14 protein-coding genes are annotated in these 15,141 nt (G+C 70.0%); 5 read left to right on the top strand and 9 right to left on the bottom strand.

Annotated elements, in window-relative coordinates; translation table 11 throughout:
* Window positions 1-11 precede the first annotated feature (11 nt).
* From IEY58_RS23145 to IEY58_RS23125, 5 genes are all read left to right on the top strand, one after another.
* Window positions 12-1,799 carry an ABC transporter ATP-binding protein gene (locus IEY58_RS23145; protein WP_189050234.1) on the top strand — a complete coding sequence of 596 codons (1,788 nt, stop codon included), beginning with the start codon at window positions 12-14 and terminating at the stop codon, window positions 1,797-1,799.
* The gene (locus IEY58_RS23140) at window positions 1,775-2,593 is read left to right on the top strand and encodes a PRC-barrel domain-containing protein (RefSeq protein ID WP_189050233.1); all 819 of its coding nucleotides are present in this window, start codon (window positions 1,775-1,777) and stop codon (window positions 2,591-2,593) included. Before IEY58_RS23145 ends, IEY58_RS23140 begins: the two co-directional genes overlap by 25 nt.
* Window positions 2,594-2,612: 19 nt before the next feature.
* Window positions 2,613-3,845, top strand: coding sequence for an MFS transporter (locus IEY58_RS23135; RefSeq protein ID WP_189050232.1), 1,233 nt, complete (start codon window positions 2,613-2,615; stop codon window positions 3,843-3,845).
* Window positions 3,846-3,978: 133 nt separating this feature from the next.
* Window positions 3,979-4,236 (top strand): GlsB/YeaQ/YmgE family stress response membrane protein, encoded by a 258-nt coding sequence (locus IEY58_RS23130; protein ID WP_189050231.1) that lies wholly within the window; start codon window positions 3,979-3,981, stop codon window positions 4,234-4,236.
* A 394-nt stretch (window positions 4,237-4,630) separates the two neighbouring features.
* The gene (locus tag IEY58_RS23125; protein ID WP_189050229.1) at window positions 4,631-5,230 is read left to right on the top strand and encodes a sigma-70 family RNA polymerase sigma factor; all 600 of its coding nucleotides are present in this window, start codon (window positions 4,631-4,633) and stop codon (window positions 5,228-5,230) included.
* 47 nt (window positions 5,231-5,277) lie between these two features.
* Here the strand turns inward: IEY58_RS23125 and IEY58_RS23120 are convergent, their stop codons facing one another.
* The 9 genes from IEY58_RS23120 to tssC all read right to left on the bottom strand — a co-directional run bounded on the left by IEY58_RS23120 (window position 5,278) and on the right by tssC (window position 15,139).
* Window positions 5,278-5,556 carry a NepR family anti-sigma factor gene (locus tag IEY58_RS23120; RefSeq protein ID WP_189050227.1) on the bottom strand — a complete coding sequence of 93 codons (279 nt, stop codon included), beginning with the start codon at window positions 5,554-5,556 and terminating at the stop codon, window positions 5,278-5,280.
* Between the two features lie 179 nt (window positions 5,557-5,735).
* The gene (locus IEY58_RS23115) at window positions 5,736-7,190 is read right to left on the bottom strand and encodes a serine/threonine-protein kinase (protein WP_189050225.1); all 1,455 of its coding nucleotides are present in this window, start codon (window positions 7,188-7,190) and stop codon (window positions 5,736-5,738) included.
* A gap of 10 nt (window positions 7,191-7,200) precedes the next feature.
* Window positions 7,201-8,073: a Tll0287-like domain-containing protein gene (locus IEY58_RS23110; protein ID WP_189050223.1), complete on the bottom strand. Its 873-nt coding sequence runs from the start codon at window positions 8,071-8,073 to the stop codon at window positions 7,201-7,203.
* 7 nt (window positions 8,074-8,080) lie between these two features.
* A complete protein-coding gene (locus IEY58_RS34675) occupies window positions 8,081-9,328 on the bottom strand; it encodes a caspase family protein (RefSeq protein ID WP_189050221.1) in 1,248 nt (415 codons plus the stop codon).
* Window positions 9,325-10,371 carry a type VI secretion system baseplate subunit TssG gene (gene tssG / locus IEY58_RS23100; RefSeq protein ID WP_189050219.1) on the bottom strand — a complete coding sequence of 349 codons (1,047 nt, stop codon included), beginning with the start codon at window positions 10,369-10,371 and terminating at the stop codon, window positions 9,325-9,327. Before tssG ends, IEY58_RS34675 begins: the two co-directional genes overlap by 4 nt.
* A gap of 47 nt (window positions 10,372-10,418) precedes the next feature.
* Entirely contained in the window at window positions 10,419-12,242 is a 1,824-nt protein-coding gene (gene tssF, locus IEY58_RS23095) for a type VI secretion system baseplate subunit TssF (protein WP_189050217.1), read from the bottom strand.
* Window positions 12,243-12,246: 4 nt separating this feature from the next.
* Window positions 12,247-12,762, bottom strand: coding sequence for a type VI secretion system baseplate subunit TssE (gene tssE / locus IEY58_RS23090; protein ID WP_189050215.1), 516 nt, complete (start codon window positions 12,760-12,762; stop codon window positions 12,247-12,249).
* Window positions 12,759-13,547, bottom strand: coding sequence for a type VI secretion system accessory protein TagJ (locus tag IEY58_RS23085; protein WP_189050213.1), 789 nt, complete (start codon window positions 13,545-13,547; stop codon window positions 12,759-12,761). Before IEY58_RS23085 ends, tssE begins: the two co-directional genes overlap by 4 nt.
* Window positions 13,548-13,579: 32 nt before the next feature.
* On the bottom strand, window positions 13,580-15,139 hold the full coding sequence (gene tssC, locus IEY58_RS23080; protein ID WP_189050211.1) for a type VI secretion system contractile sheath large subunit: 1,560 nt from the start codon (window positions 15,137-15,139) through the stop codon (window positions 13,580-13,582).
* Window positions 15,140-15,141 lie beyond the last annotated feature (2 nt).

Raw genomic sequence — 15,141 nt, 5'->3', positions numbered from 1 at the left:
TGAAGCGACGCATGTCCCTGCCTCGTTATGCATCGCGCGGCCCCGGCCGGTTCCTGCTGCACTACGTGGCCCGCCGCCTCGGCAGCCATCTCGTGGTGCTGGGCGCGGTGTTCGCCGCGGTCGGCTGCGCGATCGGCGCGCAATACGGGGTCAAGAACCTGGTCGACGCGCTGAGCGATCCCAACGTCGGCGACCGGCAGCTGTGGATGGCGGTGGGCGTGCTGCTGGCGCTTGTCGGCGGCGACAATCTGCTGTGGCGCCTTGCCGGCTGGGTTGCGACCCATGCCTTCGTCGCGGTCGGCGGCGACCTGCGCCTCGACCTGTTCGACCATCTGTCGGGCCACGGCACGCGCTATTTCTCCGACCAGTTCCCGGGCGCGCTCGCGGGACGGATCTCGACCGCGGCCAACACCGCCTGGACCATCGAGAATTCGCTGACCTGGACGACGATTCCGCCGGGCACCGCCGTCGTCAGCGCCATCATCGTGCTCGGCACGATCAACTGGCAGATCACCGCCGTGCTGTTCGTGCTCGTCGCCGCGCTGGGTGCGATCATCGCGAAGCTCGCCGCGAGCGGCCATGACCTGCACGCGCGCTTCGCCGGGCGCGCGGCCGCGGTCAGCGGCGATATCACCGACGTCGTCGCCAACATGAGCGTCGTGCGCGCGTTCGGCGCGGCCAAGCGCGAGCAGGATCGCCTGTCGCACAAGATCGAGCGGGAGATGTCGGCGCAGCGCGAAAGCCTGCAGTCGCTGGAACGGCTTCGCCTGTTTCACGCGGTCTCGGTGTTCGTCGTGACTGTGGGCGTGCTCGTCTGGGCGGTCGAGCTCTGGCGCCAGCATCTGATCTCGACCGGCGACGTGGTGCTGACGACGACGCTCGGCTTCACCGTGCTGCACGCGTCGCGCGACCTCGCCATGGCGCTCGTCGAGCTCACCCAGCAATTCGCCAAGCTGGGCGAAGCGATCGAGGTGCTGGGCCTGCCGCACGAGATGCAGGATGCGCCCGACGCGAAGCCGCTCATCGACCTGGGCGGCGGCGTCACGTTCGAGACCGTCACTTTCAACTACCCAAGCGGCGCGCCGGTGCTTCAGGATTTCAACCTTCACGTGCCCGCCGGTCAGAAGGTGGGGCTGGTCGGGCGCTCTGGTGCCGGCAAGTCGACCATCCTGGCGCTGCTGCAGCGCTACTACGATCCGACCGGAGGTCGGGTGCTGATTGACGAGCAGGATATTTCCAAGGTGACGCAGGAAAGCATCCGTCACGCGGTCGCCGTCGTGCAGCAGGACATCTCGCTGTTCCATCGCTCGGCGCTCGAGAACCTGCGCTACGGCAAGCCGGAGGCGAGCGACGCGGAGGTCTACCACGCCGCGGAGGCCGCCCACTGCACCGAGTTCATCAGCCGCCTGCCGCAGGGCTTCGACACGATCGTCGGCGAGCGGGGGCTGAAGCTGTCGGGTGGCCAGCGCCAGCGGCTCGCGATCGCGCGCGCCTTCCTGCGCGACGCGCCGATCATCCTGCTGGACGAGGCGACCTCGGCGCTCGACACCGAGTCCGAGCAGTCGATCCAGGAGGCGCTCATGCGGCTGGTCAAGAACCGGACCGTGATCGCCATCGCCCATCGGCTGTCGACGCTCAACTCGTTCGACCGCATCGTCGTGCTCGAGCGGGGCCGGATCATTGAGGACGGGCCGCCCGACGCGCTGCTGCGGCGGAACGGCGCCTACGCCCGCATGTACCGGCGGCAGCTTGCCTCCGGCGAGGAGAACCGCGGATGGCGCTCGGCCGGCGACGATTGATTAGAAGACGACCGATCAGGCGCTGGCTCCCCGGCACTTCGCTGCTGGCGATCCTGCTCGCGAGCCAGCCACTCGCCGGTGCCGCGGATGACCCGACGGCCACAAGCAACAAGTCTGAAAGCACCGAGCCCACGGCGTCCGTGCTGGATGCAGCGCCGGCGCCGCAAGGGCCATCCGGCGACCAGCAGGCACCCGCAGCACCGTCGCCGGCGGCGCCGGCCGATCAGCAAGCACCCGCAACAGCGTCCCCGCCACCACCGCCGCCATCCCCACCATCATCAGCGCCGGCAACTGCACCGGAGGCAGCCCCCGCGGACCAGGGCACCGCCCCGCAGGCGCCTGCGGCCGGGGAAACGCCGCCGCCCGCGGCCGGCGAGGCGCCTCAGCCAGCCGAGACACCACCACCGCCACCGCCGCCGAAGGGCGAGCCGCAGCCGCCGAAGAATCTGGAGCCGATCCCGAAGGCGGAGGCGATTTCGATCCTCGGCAAGAAGGTCAAGGGACCGGCGGGCGAGGACATGGGCCGGGTCGTCGACCTGCTGCTCGATCGTAATGCTGAGCCCAAGGCGGTCGTGATCGATTTCGGCGGCTTCCTCGGCGTCGGCAGCCGCAAGATCGCGATCGACTGGCGGCTCGTCCGCTTCGTGCCGGATGATGCAGACGCGCCGATCGCGCTCGGGCTTGGCAAGCCCGACGTCCAGGCGGCACCCGAATACAAGCCCGAACACAAGGATACGGCGACGCCCCCGGTGATGGTCGGGCCGCCGCCGTCCGACCCCGATGCCGCTCGATAGGCCCGCTGGCGAGACGAGCATGAACGGCGACATCCGGCACTCGCCGCTCGGTGCTGCGGCGCGCGGGCTTGATGGGCTCAACCTGTTCGTCGCGAACATCCAGACCGGCTTCGGCCCGTTCATCGCGGTGTTCCTGACCAGCATGGGCTGGACGCAGACGGCGATCGGCATCGCGCTCAGCATCGGCACCGTCACCGCCATGGTGAGCCAGGTGCCGGCCGGCGCCGTCGTCGATGCCGTCCAGCGCAAAAGCATGGTGGCGCTGGCAAGCGTGCTTGCCTTTGCCGGCAGTGCCCTGATGTTCGCGCTCTGGCCGATCCCGCTCTCGGTCTATCTGGCGGAGATCCTTCACGGTTTTTCGAGTTGCACGCTCGGCCCCGCCATCGCGGCGCTCAGTCTCGTCATCGCCGGCTCCTCGTCGCTGGGCGTGCGGCTCGGCCGGAATGCGCGCTTCGCCTCGATCGGCAACGGCGTCGGGGCGCTGCTCATGGGTGCCTGCGGCTATTACCTGCCGGAACGGTTCGTCTTCTTCCTGACGGCCGTCCTGACCGTGCCGGCGGTGGGCACGCTGGTGCCGCTCGCGCGCTACGAGCGGCTGGTGGCGACGGAGGCGGCCGCGTCGGAGGACGCCGAGCCGGAGCCGGTCCGCTCTGCCCGACGGAAGGCGATCGGCCAGCTGCTGCTCGATCGGCGGCTCGTCGTCTTCGCGCTCTGCGCGGCGCTCTTCACGCTCGGCAACGCGGCGCTGCTGCCGCTTGCCAGCAGCGCGCTCACCAAGCGTGCGGCCAGCGAGGCGAACCTGCTGATCGCTGCCTGCATCGTCCTGCCGCAGGTCATCGTGGCGCTGCTGTCGCCGACGATCGGCCGGCTCGCCGACCGGGTCGGGCGGCGCGTGATCGTCATGCTGGCCTTCGCGGCACTTGCGGCGCGCGCCGTGTTGTTCGCCGGGATCACTCAGCCGGTTCTGGTCGTGGCGATCCAGGCGTTCGACGGCGTCGCCGGCGCCTGCTTCGGCGTGATCGTGCCGCTGGTGACGAGCGATGTCGCCGGGCGATCCGGCCATTTCAACCTGTGCCTGGGGCTGGTTGGCTTCGCGATCGGCATCGGTGCCGCCGTCAGCACCGTGCTCGGCGGCTGGACGGCCGACCGCTTCGGCGAGGCCTGGACGTTCCTCGGCTTCGGCGCGATCAGTGTCGTTGGCGCCGGCCTCACCTGGGCGGCGATGCCGGAAACGCGTCCTGGGGCCGGCTGATCGCCGCTCGCCGCGCGCGGCGAGCCTCAAGGCATGGTAGTCTCGGTCGAATGAAACCATTCGCGCCGCTGCGCATTGTTAGCGGACGGCAGCGGGCGCGCCCCTGGGGCGTCCGCGATCTCGGAGGGACCCCATGTCCATTATCGGCTGGATCGTCTTGGGCCTGATTTCGGGCTTCATCGCGAGCAAGATCGTCAATCGCGCCGGCGCAGGATTCATCTTCGACATCGTTCTCGGCATCGTCGGCGCCTTTGTCGGCGGCTTCCTGTTCACGCATCTGGGCGGGGTCGGCATCACCGGCTTCAATCTCTACAGCATGGTGGTGGCCGTGATCGGCGCCATCGTGGTGCTGATCATCTATCACGCCTTGTTCGGCCGCCGGGTCATGTAGGGGCGCGGTCCCAAGGATACAGCCGGCGCGCCTTCGAGCTTGCTGGCACCTGAGTAACGCAAGCCCGAGTAACGCGAGCCTGATTCGCCGCGGGGACGGTCCGGACTGCCGGTCCGTCCGCCGGCGAACCGTTGCCGCCGCTTCCTCGCGGGACCGCGCAAGCTTGAAGTTCAGGCTGTACAGCCATGCGCTGATATTCAGCAAAGGCGATAGTGTTCGACTGACACATCGCCAATAGTATCCGAACAAATCTGATTCGATCGGCCGGGAACTTCGCCGCTCGGCGTGATGTTCGATCTATATGGGACGAGAAAAATTTGTCCTGTTTTTCTTTGGTTGTTTGCGATGCGGAGGAAATCTCTGCATCTTCCGTCGTCGTGAACTGGAGATCGGCGTGGTCGACAGCGATGAATTCAAGGCGGAGCTGGTCGAGAATCTGTCGCATCTGCGGGCCTTCGCGCATCTGATTGCGCGCAATCATGCGCTCGCCGAAGACCTGGTCCAGGACACGATCGTCAGGGCGCTCGCCAACCGCCATCAGTTCAAGCCGGGCACCAACCTCAAGGGCTGGCTGATCATCATCCTGCGCAACCGCTTCTTCAACGAGATGCGGCGCAGCAGCCGGAAGGCGGAAGTCAGCGTCGAGCACCTGGACAATCTGGTGGCCATCGACGGCGGACAGCAGGTGACGGTCGAGATCCGTGACTTCAATAGAGCGTTCCGGCAGCTGCCGCCGACCCAGCGCGAGGCGCTGGTCCTGGTCGGCGCCAGCGGCTTCTCCTATGAGGAGGCGGCCGAGATCGCCCATTGCCCGGTCGGCACGATGAAGAGCCGGGTCTCCCGTGCCCGGGCCGAGCTCGATGACCAGCTGCGCGGCGTCGAGCGGCCGGAACGCTGGGCCGATCGGACAGCGATCGAGGACGAGGCCAGCCAGGACGAGGCCAGCCAGGAAGAGGCTCATGAGTGGCGCCTGCTCCGGCGGGCCGGCCGGTAGCGACGGCGCTTAGCCGTTAGTTTCGAGCGGCCGGCGGCGGACCGGCATCACGCTTCGCCGTCGGGCTGCTTCACGGTCGGAGGTTCGGGCGTCGCGGTCTCAGCGCCAATGGTCTTGTCGTCCAGTTCGTGCAGCAGGTCGAGGAAGCGATTGGGCAGGGGCTCGCGCAGCACGAAATCATACATCGCGCGCAACGGGTCGGCGATATGGGCCGCGGCATCGGCATCGAGGCCGACGGCTGCCGCCTCGTGCCTTGGCGCGCCGCCGACCACGAAGAGGGTGGGTAGGCTCCATCCGCGATCCCGGCTCGATGCTCGCTTCGTCATCGAAAGCTCCCGCTGTACAGGCCCGGCGAATCACCTTCGGCCTTGTTGGTCTCCTCTCGTGCGGCCCAGCGGGCATCGCCGTTTCGGGATGCCGCGCGGCGCAGAACAGGGGTGCCGATCGCACAACAGTCTGGTCCCCCTATAGTTCCCCTGCGGTTTTCCGGATCGCGTGGCGCGATTCAGGTTAGGAGGGATCGATCAAGCAGCGCCAGGAATTCGGCGCGCTCGGCGGGGTTTTCGATCATCTCGGCGCAGCGTGCCTTGAGCTCGTCCCGGTTCGCCGCCCGGACGCGGGCGCGGGTGACGAGGCGCGGGGCGATCGGCCCCATGACGTGCAGCAGGGCGCGTGTCACAGCCGCGGCGAATTCATCCGTGATCTCTTCTGTGGCCGGGGCCGCGGGTTCCGTCACGCTTTTGGGCTCGGCTTTTTCCGGTTCGGCGGCTTCCGGTTCGGTCAGCTGCTCTTCGGCCGCCGGGGCGTCGTCGGGCGCCCGCGCCGATTGCAGGGCTTCGCGGATGAGCGCGTGCTGCGGCGTGCCCTCAGGTGCCAGCTCGCCCATCAGCCGATGAAATTCCTCGGTCGACTGGGCCTCGCGCAGGACGCGGCGCAGGTGATAACCGGCCATCGGGCCCATGTGGCTCGCGAGCTGGCGCTCCAGCGTGTTGAACGAAGCGCCGCTCAAGGACTTCGGCATGCTGCCGGTCGCAGGCCGGCTCCCGGAAAGCGGCGAGAGATCTGACGGCAGGATGAGGGTCGTGGGTTCGTCGGCCGGCCCCGCCGCCCCGTTTCCGGGGGCCGGGACGACGCCCTCGTCCAGTTGCCTGAGGGCGGCCGCCATGTCGGTCGCGGTCTGGAACCGATCCTCCGGGCGTTTGGCGAGCGCCCGGTCGATGACGTCGGCCAAGCCTTGCGACAGGTCCGGATTGACCGTCTGCGGCGGCTGATGGGGCTCGTGGGTCAGGCGGTAAAGCGTCTCGGCGAAGCTCGCCCCGGCGAAGGCGCGCTGGCCGCAGGCGAGCTCGTAGAGGATGCAGCCCAGCGAGAACAGGTCGCAGCGCTGGTCGAGCGAGGCGCCCCGGCATTGCTCGGGCGACATGTAGCTGGGCGTGCCGATCAGGACGGCGCTTTGTGTCGAATCGAACTCGAAGCGCGAGATGCCGAAATCGGTGACCTTGAGCTGGCCGGCGGCCGCGGCGAGCAGGATGTTCGCCGGCTTGACGTCGCGGTGGATGATGCCGAAGCCGTGGGCGTAGCCGAGCGCGTCCAGCACCTGCAGCGCGATCTGGACGACCGTGCCCTCCGCGACCGGCGTCCCGCGCGGGAAGGCGCGGCCCAGGTCCATGCCGTCGACATATTCCAGCACCAGGTACGGATTGCCCTCGTGGAACGCGAAATCGTAGAGCCCGATGATGTTCGGATGGACGCAGCGGCCGGCGACGCGCGCCTCGTTGCGGAAGCGCGCCAGGTAGCGCTCGCGGCTGTCGCCGTCGAGCAGGTCGGCGCGAATGAGCTTGATGGCGACCGTCCGCTCGATATGGGGGTCGTGCGCCTTGTACACGACGCCCATGGCGCCCTTGCCGAGCAGCCCCTCGATCTGAAACCGTCCGAGACTGGCCGGGACCTGGTCATCCATTTTTGCTCCGTCATTCCTCCAAGAGGCGCAGCGCCGCGGTCAGGCTGCGGCGCATCCGGTTGAACGAGCGGGAAAGCGAACCGATCTCATCCGTTCCCGACGTATCGAACTCGGGCACGGCCATGTTGCCGAGGCTGACCTCGTCGGCGAGCGCCGAGACGCGCCGGACCGGCCTGATGATGAACATATGCAGCATCAGGTTGAGCAGCGCCAGCATGACGGCGAACACGATGGCGAGCGAAGTCATGATGACATAGAGGCTCTGGCGCGCTTGGGTCAGCGCCACGCGTTCCGGCACGGAGACGACCTCGGCTCCGACGATGCTGCCGAGCTTCCAGCCGAAGCCGTTGTTGCGGCCATAGACGTCGATCATCGACGGTGGCGCCGCCTCGGGCGTCGAATGACAGGTGAGGCATTCCTGGCTGTCGACCTTCACCGGCCGGGAATAGGACAGGATCTTGCCGGCCTCGGTGTCGCGCTCGGTGACGAGCGACGTCAGGGTCGGCTCTGCGATCAGCGCCTGGATGATGTCCGCCTCCCACGCGAGCGGCCGGTCGGACGGGTTGGTCGGGTTGAGCGTCGGCTGGCGCAGCGTGTAGTCGGGAAAGTCCTTGGCCAGGTGGTCGAACGTCTGCTGGGCCGCGAAGAACGGGATCGCCTGCGGCACGAACTGCACGGCCATCTGCTTGGCAAGCAGCGGCGAGATCTGCGTATCGGTGTAATGGATGGTGGCGTTGGCCTGTCCCATCATCAGGGCCGCTTCCGACAGGATCGCCTTGCGCGCCGTGCGCTCGCTGAATTTGTTGAAGAACACGGCGGCGAGCGCCAGCCCGACCAGGAAGGCCGCCAGCATGACCAGGTTGAACTTGATCCGGAGCGTCATGGCGGCGCTACCAGTTGTTCAGCAGGCGCACGATCTCGGTCTGGGTCAGCGTGCCCGTCGGCGGATCGCCGATTGAGATCTGGTAGGACAGGATCGCCTGGATCGTGCGCGCGTCGGTGACGCCGTCGATCGGGCCGCTGTAGAGCTTGTGACGGGTGAGGGCCGCCTGCAGGCGCCGCGTCCGCTCGTCGCCCGCCGGCCGCGGCCGCGCCGTCTTGGCATTGCCTTGCTGGGTGGGTGCGGTCCCGGCGTCGCCTGGGGCAGGCGGAGCGGCGTCAGCGGAAGGGGCTGTCGTCGGCGCCGTCGGGGCCGGGACGGTCGTCACCGCCGCGACGGTGGGGCCGGCCGGCGTCGGATCGGGTGTCGGTTCGGATTTCGGCGCGGGTGCCGGCTGAGGCTCAGGCGCCAGTTTGGGCTCTGGCGTCGGTTTAGGCTCAGGTGTTGCTGGGGCTGCCGCCTGCGGCGCCACCGCGACGACGGCTGGAGCCTGGGGCGCAAGCGGCGTCGGCCGGGGCGTCGTTGCCGCGGCGGGCACCGGCGGCGGCTGGAACAGCGCGATCGCGGTCGGCGTTGCCTGGGGGGCTGCCTGGAGCGCTGCCGCCAACCGGTCCCAGCTCTGGTCGAGCGCGACGCTGTTGCTCGCGAGCCGGCCGCCCAGTGCGCCGATCTGCTTGCCGTCGCTGATGCTCAAGGCCAGGTGCAGCCCTTCCGGAACGCCGTCCTGCAATGCCGCCATAACCGGTGCCGCGTCGGCGCCCGGTCGCAGCGCCAGCTCGGCAATCATCGTGCCCTTGGTGCCGGCCATGCCGTTCAGCAGCGCCCGCATGACGACGCCCTGGGTCTCCGGTCGGAGCGGCCGCTGCAGGTCGACGTCCGACGGCAGCACGAACAGCCGCCGGTCGATCGCGGTCGCCTCGGCGCAGACATAGATCAGCGCCGGTCCGGACGAGGCGTTCGCCCGCGCGGCGAAGTCGCCGAGCGCGTCGCGGAGTGCTACGGCTGAGCCGTCGATGATTTCATTGACCGTAAAGCCCTGCTGGCGCAGGCGCGCCGCCACGCCGTGCGCCGCCTGGCTGCAGGCGGGCAGGACGGCCTGGCCGGTATATTGCGCGTCGCCTACGACCAGGGCGGTGCCGCTCGCCGCCGCCGCGGCACCCGTGGGCTGCAGCAAAAGGACGGCCTGCAGCGAAAGGGCGGCCGCGGCGAGGGTGCCGCCCAGCCGGCGGGCGGCGGCCGGTTTCCGATGTCTTGTCATTTCCGATTTCTCCCATTCGGTTGGCCACCCTTGGTGGCTTTGGGCCGCGCGGCGTCGGCCTCGAACACGGCTTCGACCCCGTCGCGCTCGCGCGGGGCCCCGGTCGGCAGCCAGGCATTCCGCCCGAGCCGGCGTGCTGTACCGGCGCCGAGTGTCACTGGCGGCACGGCGTCGGCGGCGAGGATCGGGTTGATCGCGAAGCCGGTCTCATCGTCGAGATAGGCGCGGATGAGCCCGGCGAGCCGCTGGAACAGCGGCTGGTCGGGCTGCAGCGCCTCGAAGGCATCGAGCGGCAACGGCCCGATGCGCAGCCGGATGCGGCACTGGATGTCCCAGCTACGGCTGCCGATCGCTGCGTTGACGCCGAGCGCGTTGAACCGCCCCGGCCGGTTCGCGGCCGGCAGGGTTGATACCTCGTCCGGCCCGAGCTTGAGCCAGGTGCCGTCGAACTGCTCGATCTCGACCTTGTGCTCCAGCCAGTCGGCAAGGATCGCGCCGAGCCGCTCGGTCGAGCGCGGGTAGGCGGCGAACAAGCCGGCATAGAACAGGATCGGCTCCGGCCCGGTCGCGAGGCGCTGGGCCAGATGCGGCGCGCCATAGCCGGTGAGCGCCAGCGCCATGTGGCGCAGCCCGTCCGCCTCCGGCCGCGTCCGACCCGGCTCGATCGCCGCCGCTTGCGCCGCGCGATGGGCGCGATACTTGATGCCGGCCATGGCAAAATTCGCGAGCGGGCGCTGCGCCAGCAGGTCGAGGAACGCGGCCAGGGCCGGCGAGCGGCGGCGATGTTCGGTATTGACCAGGTCTGTGACCGGCCGCGGCAGCACGCCGCCCGGACCGGTCAGGCCGAGGAGCCCGGTCGTGAGGCGGAAGCGCGGGCCTGCGGGTTCGACCGCCGCTACGTCCGATGCGACGAAGCCCAGGCCGACCGACGCGCGGAAGCGGATCGCCTCGCCCGGACGGCCTTTGCCGGCCGCCTGCATCGCGATCGTCACGGCCGCGTCGAAGTCGAACCGGTCCGGCTCGGCCTGCAGCAGCTCGAGCAAGCTGCGACGATCCTCTGCCACAGCAGCACTGGTCACAACAGCACCGGTCACAACAGCACCCGGGCGCCGGCGCGCGGTGGCGCGCGGAACACCGTGTCCTTGCGCCCGCGCAGCGCGGCACTCGTCCGCACGAAGGAATTCGCCGTCGCATGGAGTGCCAGGAAATGCTCGAGCACGGCCGAGAGCAGGTAGAGCCCGGCGGCGTCCCATGCGCGCATATCGAACTCGACTGTCACGTCGAGCCCGCGGCAGAAGCTGCCGCGCCGGGCGCCCGGCACGCGCGCGGTCGCGGGCTCCGACGACACGGCCAGCAGTCCGGCGATCGCGGCCCGGGTTTCGGGCGTGTCGCGCAGGTCGTAGAGCCGCAGCACTTCGCGCAAGCTTTCCGCCGCGGCCTCGCCGCCGACGATCGAGAGATGGCCAAGCGACAGGTGCGAGATGAGCCGCCAGGACCGGCGGTCGCGCAGCGGCGCGCGCAAGGTCGGCGTCGGCGCCGTCAGGCAGGCGATGTCGGTGACGGCGCCGACACCCTGGGTCAGGAACAGCCGTGGCTGGCCGCCGCCCCACGGCAGGGCCGCCGGCAGGTCGCGGTTGGTGCAGAGCGCGTCGACCGATAGGATCGTGTCGGCCGGCCGGTCGACGTCGAGCGCCGGGTCGAACGGCGCCAGGAACAGGTCGGTGCCGCTGCGCAGGCTGGCGCTGTCGCGGCGGATCGTGTTGTAGAAGCCGGCCGGCGCCTGGTCGGCCGCGGTGTCCGCCGGATGCCGGTAGAACGGGCGCCACGGCCGGCTCGTCCCGTCGGCGCGAAGCTCGCGCACCTGCTCGACGCTCCAGACCTCGAGCGCCGCCGGCCGCCGGGCGTCCGGCGTGATCGGATATTCGGTCTTCTCATAGGTAAGCGGGATCGGCTCGCATTGCCGGGCGAACAGGTTGACCATCGGCGTGCCGCCGAGGGCGAGCGCATCCGGCTGCAGCCGCGTCTCGAGCTCGGGCTTCGCCTGGTCGAAATAGATGAACAGTTCGAGCCGATTGCTCGTCTGCAGCAGGCTGCGCGCCTCAAGGCCGCCCAGGTCGACGAACAGGAACTTCTCCGGCAGCGCGAAATATTCGGTCAGCAGCCGGAAGCCGGAGAAGGAGCGAGCGGACCAGGGATAGAGCGCCTCCTCCGGTGCGAAGCCGACGGGCCGGATCGGGTTCCCGGGCACCAGGGTCGGCCGGTCGTCGTTCGGGCCGTCGGCGAGCGCCATGCCCAGGACATGGCCGCTCAGCAATTCATAGAGCGCCAGGCTCTGCTCGAGCGGGCCGCGTAGGAAGCAGCGCAGCCGGTCGACGCCGAGCTCGGCGAAGCTCGCCTCCGGATCGGCGGTCTTGAGCACGATGCGCAGGCTGCTGCGGGCGCCCGAGAGGCCCGGGAAGACCGGTGCGGCGAGCGGCAGGCCGGTCAGCCGCACGCTCTCGATCTCGACCGGCCAGAGCACCGTCTCGTAGGCGGTGCGGAAGCGGCATGGCTCGCCCTGCACCGGCTCGGTCTCGAGCGCCGTACCCGCCGGCACGATGACCGGCACCTTCAGGCCCGGCTGGCAGCCGAACTGCACGATCGCGGCCGACGGCACCGGCGAGAGCGCATGCGGGTAGAGCACGCTCAAAAGCGCGTCGCTGATCTCCGGGAACTCGTCGTCCAACCGCTGCTGCGCGCGCGCCGAGAGGAAGGCGACGCCTTCCATCAGCCGCTCGACGAACGGGTCGTCGATCTTGTCGGGGGCCAGACGCAGCCGGCCGGCGATCTTCGGATTCGCCTCGGCGAAGTCGCCGGCGAGGCGGCGCAGCGCGTCGAGCTCGCGGTTGTAGTGGGGCAGGAAGTCGTCCGACATGGGCCTAGTAGCCGTAGACCGGGTTGAGCACGACATCGGCGGTCGTCGTGTCGATCATGGTGTCGAACACGATCGGCTCTGGCGCCGGATGGGTGCGCAAGAGCGCGTCGATCGACAGGCGCAGCGTCGCGCGCAGCAGGTTGCCGTCGTCGCTGAGCCGCACCTGGACCTGGGCAAGGCGCGGCTCGAAGCGCTGGATGGTCTCCTCGATCTCCGCGCGCAGCACCTCGCGCTGCTGCCGGTCGTTGTAGGCGCCCGCCGTGAAGTCGGGGATGCCGTAGGTCACGGGCGAGAGCCTGAGTGCCGGGAAACGGTCTGCGACCGTGCGCCAGGGACGGCGCGCGTTCAGCAGCGCCTCGAGGTCGCGATGCACGGCCCGGCGCAGCAGCGCCACCGATTCGGCGGGCGAGGCGGGCCGATCGACCGCGCGATCGGGCTCGGCATCGAGCAGCCGGTCGAGCAGCGGTGCCAGCACCGGCGCCGGGCTGCGCCGCGCGCCTGGGCTCGACGGCGCGGTCATGCGAACTCCATCCGCGTCAGCTGCCGGAACGGGATGCCGTCGTCGCCAACAAGGAGGATGCGCTGACCAGAGCCCCGGACCGGTGCCGTTTCGCTCCATTCCGTCCGTCGGCCGAGGCGCAGCGCGTCGTCGTCCGTGGCGGCGCCGTCATAGAGCGCCGGCAGATAGACCTCGCCGTCCGGGCCGTCGCGCACGATCATGGTGCAGCGGCGCCAGAACAGGTCGCGCGGCCGCTTCGGCGCATGGAATTCCAGGCTGACCACCCGCTCCGCGGGGATCCAGAAATACTTGCCGTTCGTGGTCAGCACCTCGAACGTGCCGCTCCACAGGTCGTCGGCATCGCGGCAATCGGCGAAATCGCCGTCCGGCGTCGTGCCCGCGACCGCCGGGCGGGCGGCCTCGGCGGCAAGGGCTGCGGTCTCGGCCGCCGCCGCATCGCCGGCTCGAAGCGCCGTCAGCGCCTCCAGCAGGTGCGCTTGGGCCTGGGTCGGCTCGCCCAGGAATTCCGGCACCCGGCCCTCGTGCAGCACCTGGCGCCGGGCGACGGCGGCGCGCAGCAGCTGCCGGAACTCGGCCGCGACGAGCGCCAGTGTAGGGTCGACCGCCGTGGTCGCCTCGAGCACCGCGTCGGCCCGCTCGAGATTGCCGGCATAGAGCAGCAGTTCGGCGAGCAGCAGGCGCGGACTTGCGTCACCGGGCGCGGCCCGAACGGCGTCGCCCGCGGCCTCGACCGCCGCGGTAAGGCGGCCTTCCTGAAACAAGCTTCCGGCGTCGGACGTCGTCATGGGTATCTCCTGAATTGGGGGAGGAACATTGGTCAGAACTCGCGGCCCGCGGCGGTGAAGCCGGTGACCAGGCGGAAGGTCGCCGAGACGTCGTCGAGCTGGTAATAGGGCTGCAGATGGATGACGCAGCCGAACGAGCCCGGCCGGTCCGGCAGCTCGTGGATGCTGACCCGGCTGGACGCGAGCGGGTGGCGCGCGCGTGAGTCCGGGTCGGGGTTCTGGCTCGCGTTCGTGTAGCCTGCGAGCCAGCTCTGCAGGCGCCGCTCGATCTCGCCGGCGGTGAGGAAGGCGCCGGTCAGCTCGCGGCCGATGATCTTGATGTAGTGGGCGAAGCGCGACACGCAGAGCATCGAGTTGATCTGCGCCGAGAGCCGCATGTTGGCGCCGGCAGCCGTGGGCGCGCGGCCCGCGGGCTCGGCCTGGCGAGCCTGCAGGCTGTGGACGGCAGCGAAGGCCGCGTCGCCGTAGGGCAGCGTGTTGAGCGGCATCAGCCCGGCCAGCACCAGCTCCTGCTCCTGCCGGTCGGTCAGCGCCAGGTCGAGCGACGGGCGGTGCCACGCGGTCTCGGCGCCGAGCACGAACGGCTCCGCCGGCAGGTCGGTGACGAGGCCGCCGCCGATGCGGTCGGGTGCAACGCCGCGCACGTCGCCCGGCCAGTTGAACGCTGCCTGCGCCCGGCCGACCGCGGCCGCGAAGGCATAGCCCGCGACGCACCAGGTGCGATCCTGCGGCCGTGCCGCCCGTTCTTCGTAACGCAGGCCGGCCCGTTCCTGGCTGCCGGCCCGCCAGCGCGGGCGCGCCAGCATGCGTGGCAGGGTCACGCACAGGAAGCGCGCATCCTCCCGCTGGGTGAGCGCGCGCCAGCGGGCGTGCGTGTCGCTGCGCAAGGCGGCGGCAATGTCGTTCGAGAGTGCCAGATCGGTGAACTGGTCGACGCCGAGAAGCGCCGGTGACGCCGCCAGCACCATGGGCACGAAGGCCGCCGCCGAAATGGCGCTCAGGCTCGAGAGCACGGAGACGTCGTCGACCGGCGCCTGGGCCGCTGCGGGGTCGCGCCGCTGCGGCATGTGGCGCAGCTCGTGATCGATGACCATGAGGCCGAACGGCTCGCCCCCAGCCGTGCCGAATTCGTTTTCGTAGATGAGCCGAAACAGCGCCGACTGGTCGAACTGGCTCGCCCGTGCCAGGTCGCGGTCGATCTCGTCCCAGCGGATGGACAGCAGCCGCGTCTTGATCCGGCCGCCACCGTCGAAGCCACCGATCATCCAGGCCAGGCCGCGCCAGGAGCCTTCCAGGCGCTGCAGGCGCGGATGATGCAGCACGGCATCGAGCTGGCGGGTGATCAGCCGGTCGATCGCGACGATATCCCGCTCGACGAGGTCACGCACGGCGCGCGGATCATGGCCGAGCGCCTGCGCCTGGTCGACGCCGAGCCAGAGGGCGAGCGCCCCGCGCTCCTCCGTCAGGAGCGACAGCAGGTCTTCAGCCGCGTCCTCGGACCCGGCCCGGGCGAAATGCCCGGACAGGATCGCGTGCCGCAGCGAGCCGGCCGCCGCCTCCCGCGGCGGCGACCCGGTTGCGGTCGAGAGCATGG

Origin of the sequence: Aliidongia dinghuensis, from assembly GCF_014643535.1 — a bacterium.
Classification (GTDB): domain Bacteria; phylum Pseudomonadota; class Alphaproteobacteria; order ATCC43930; family CGMCC-115725; genus Aliidongia; species Aliidongia dinghuensis.
The sequence above is the reverse complement of the archived record's forward strand: the minus strand, read 5'-3'. Positions and strand labels throughout refer to the sequence as shown.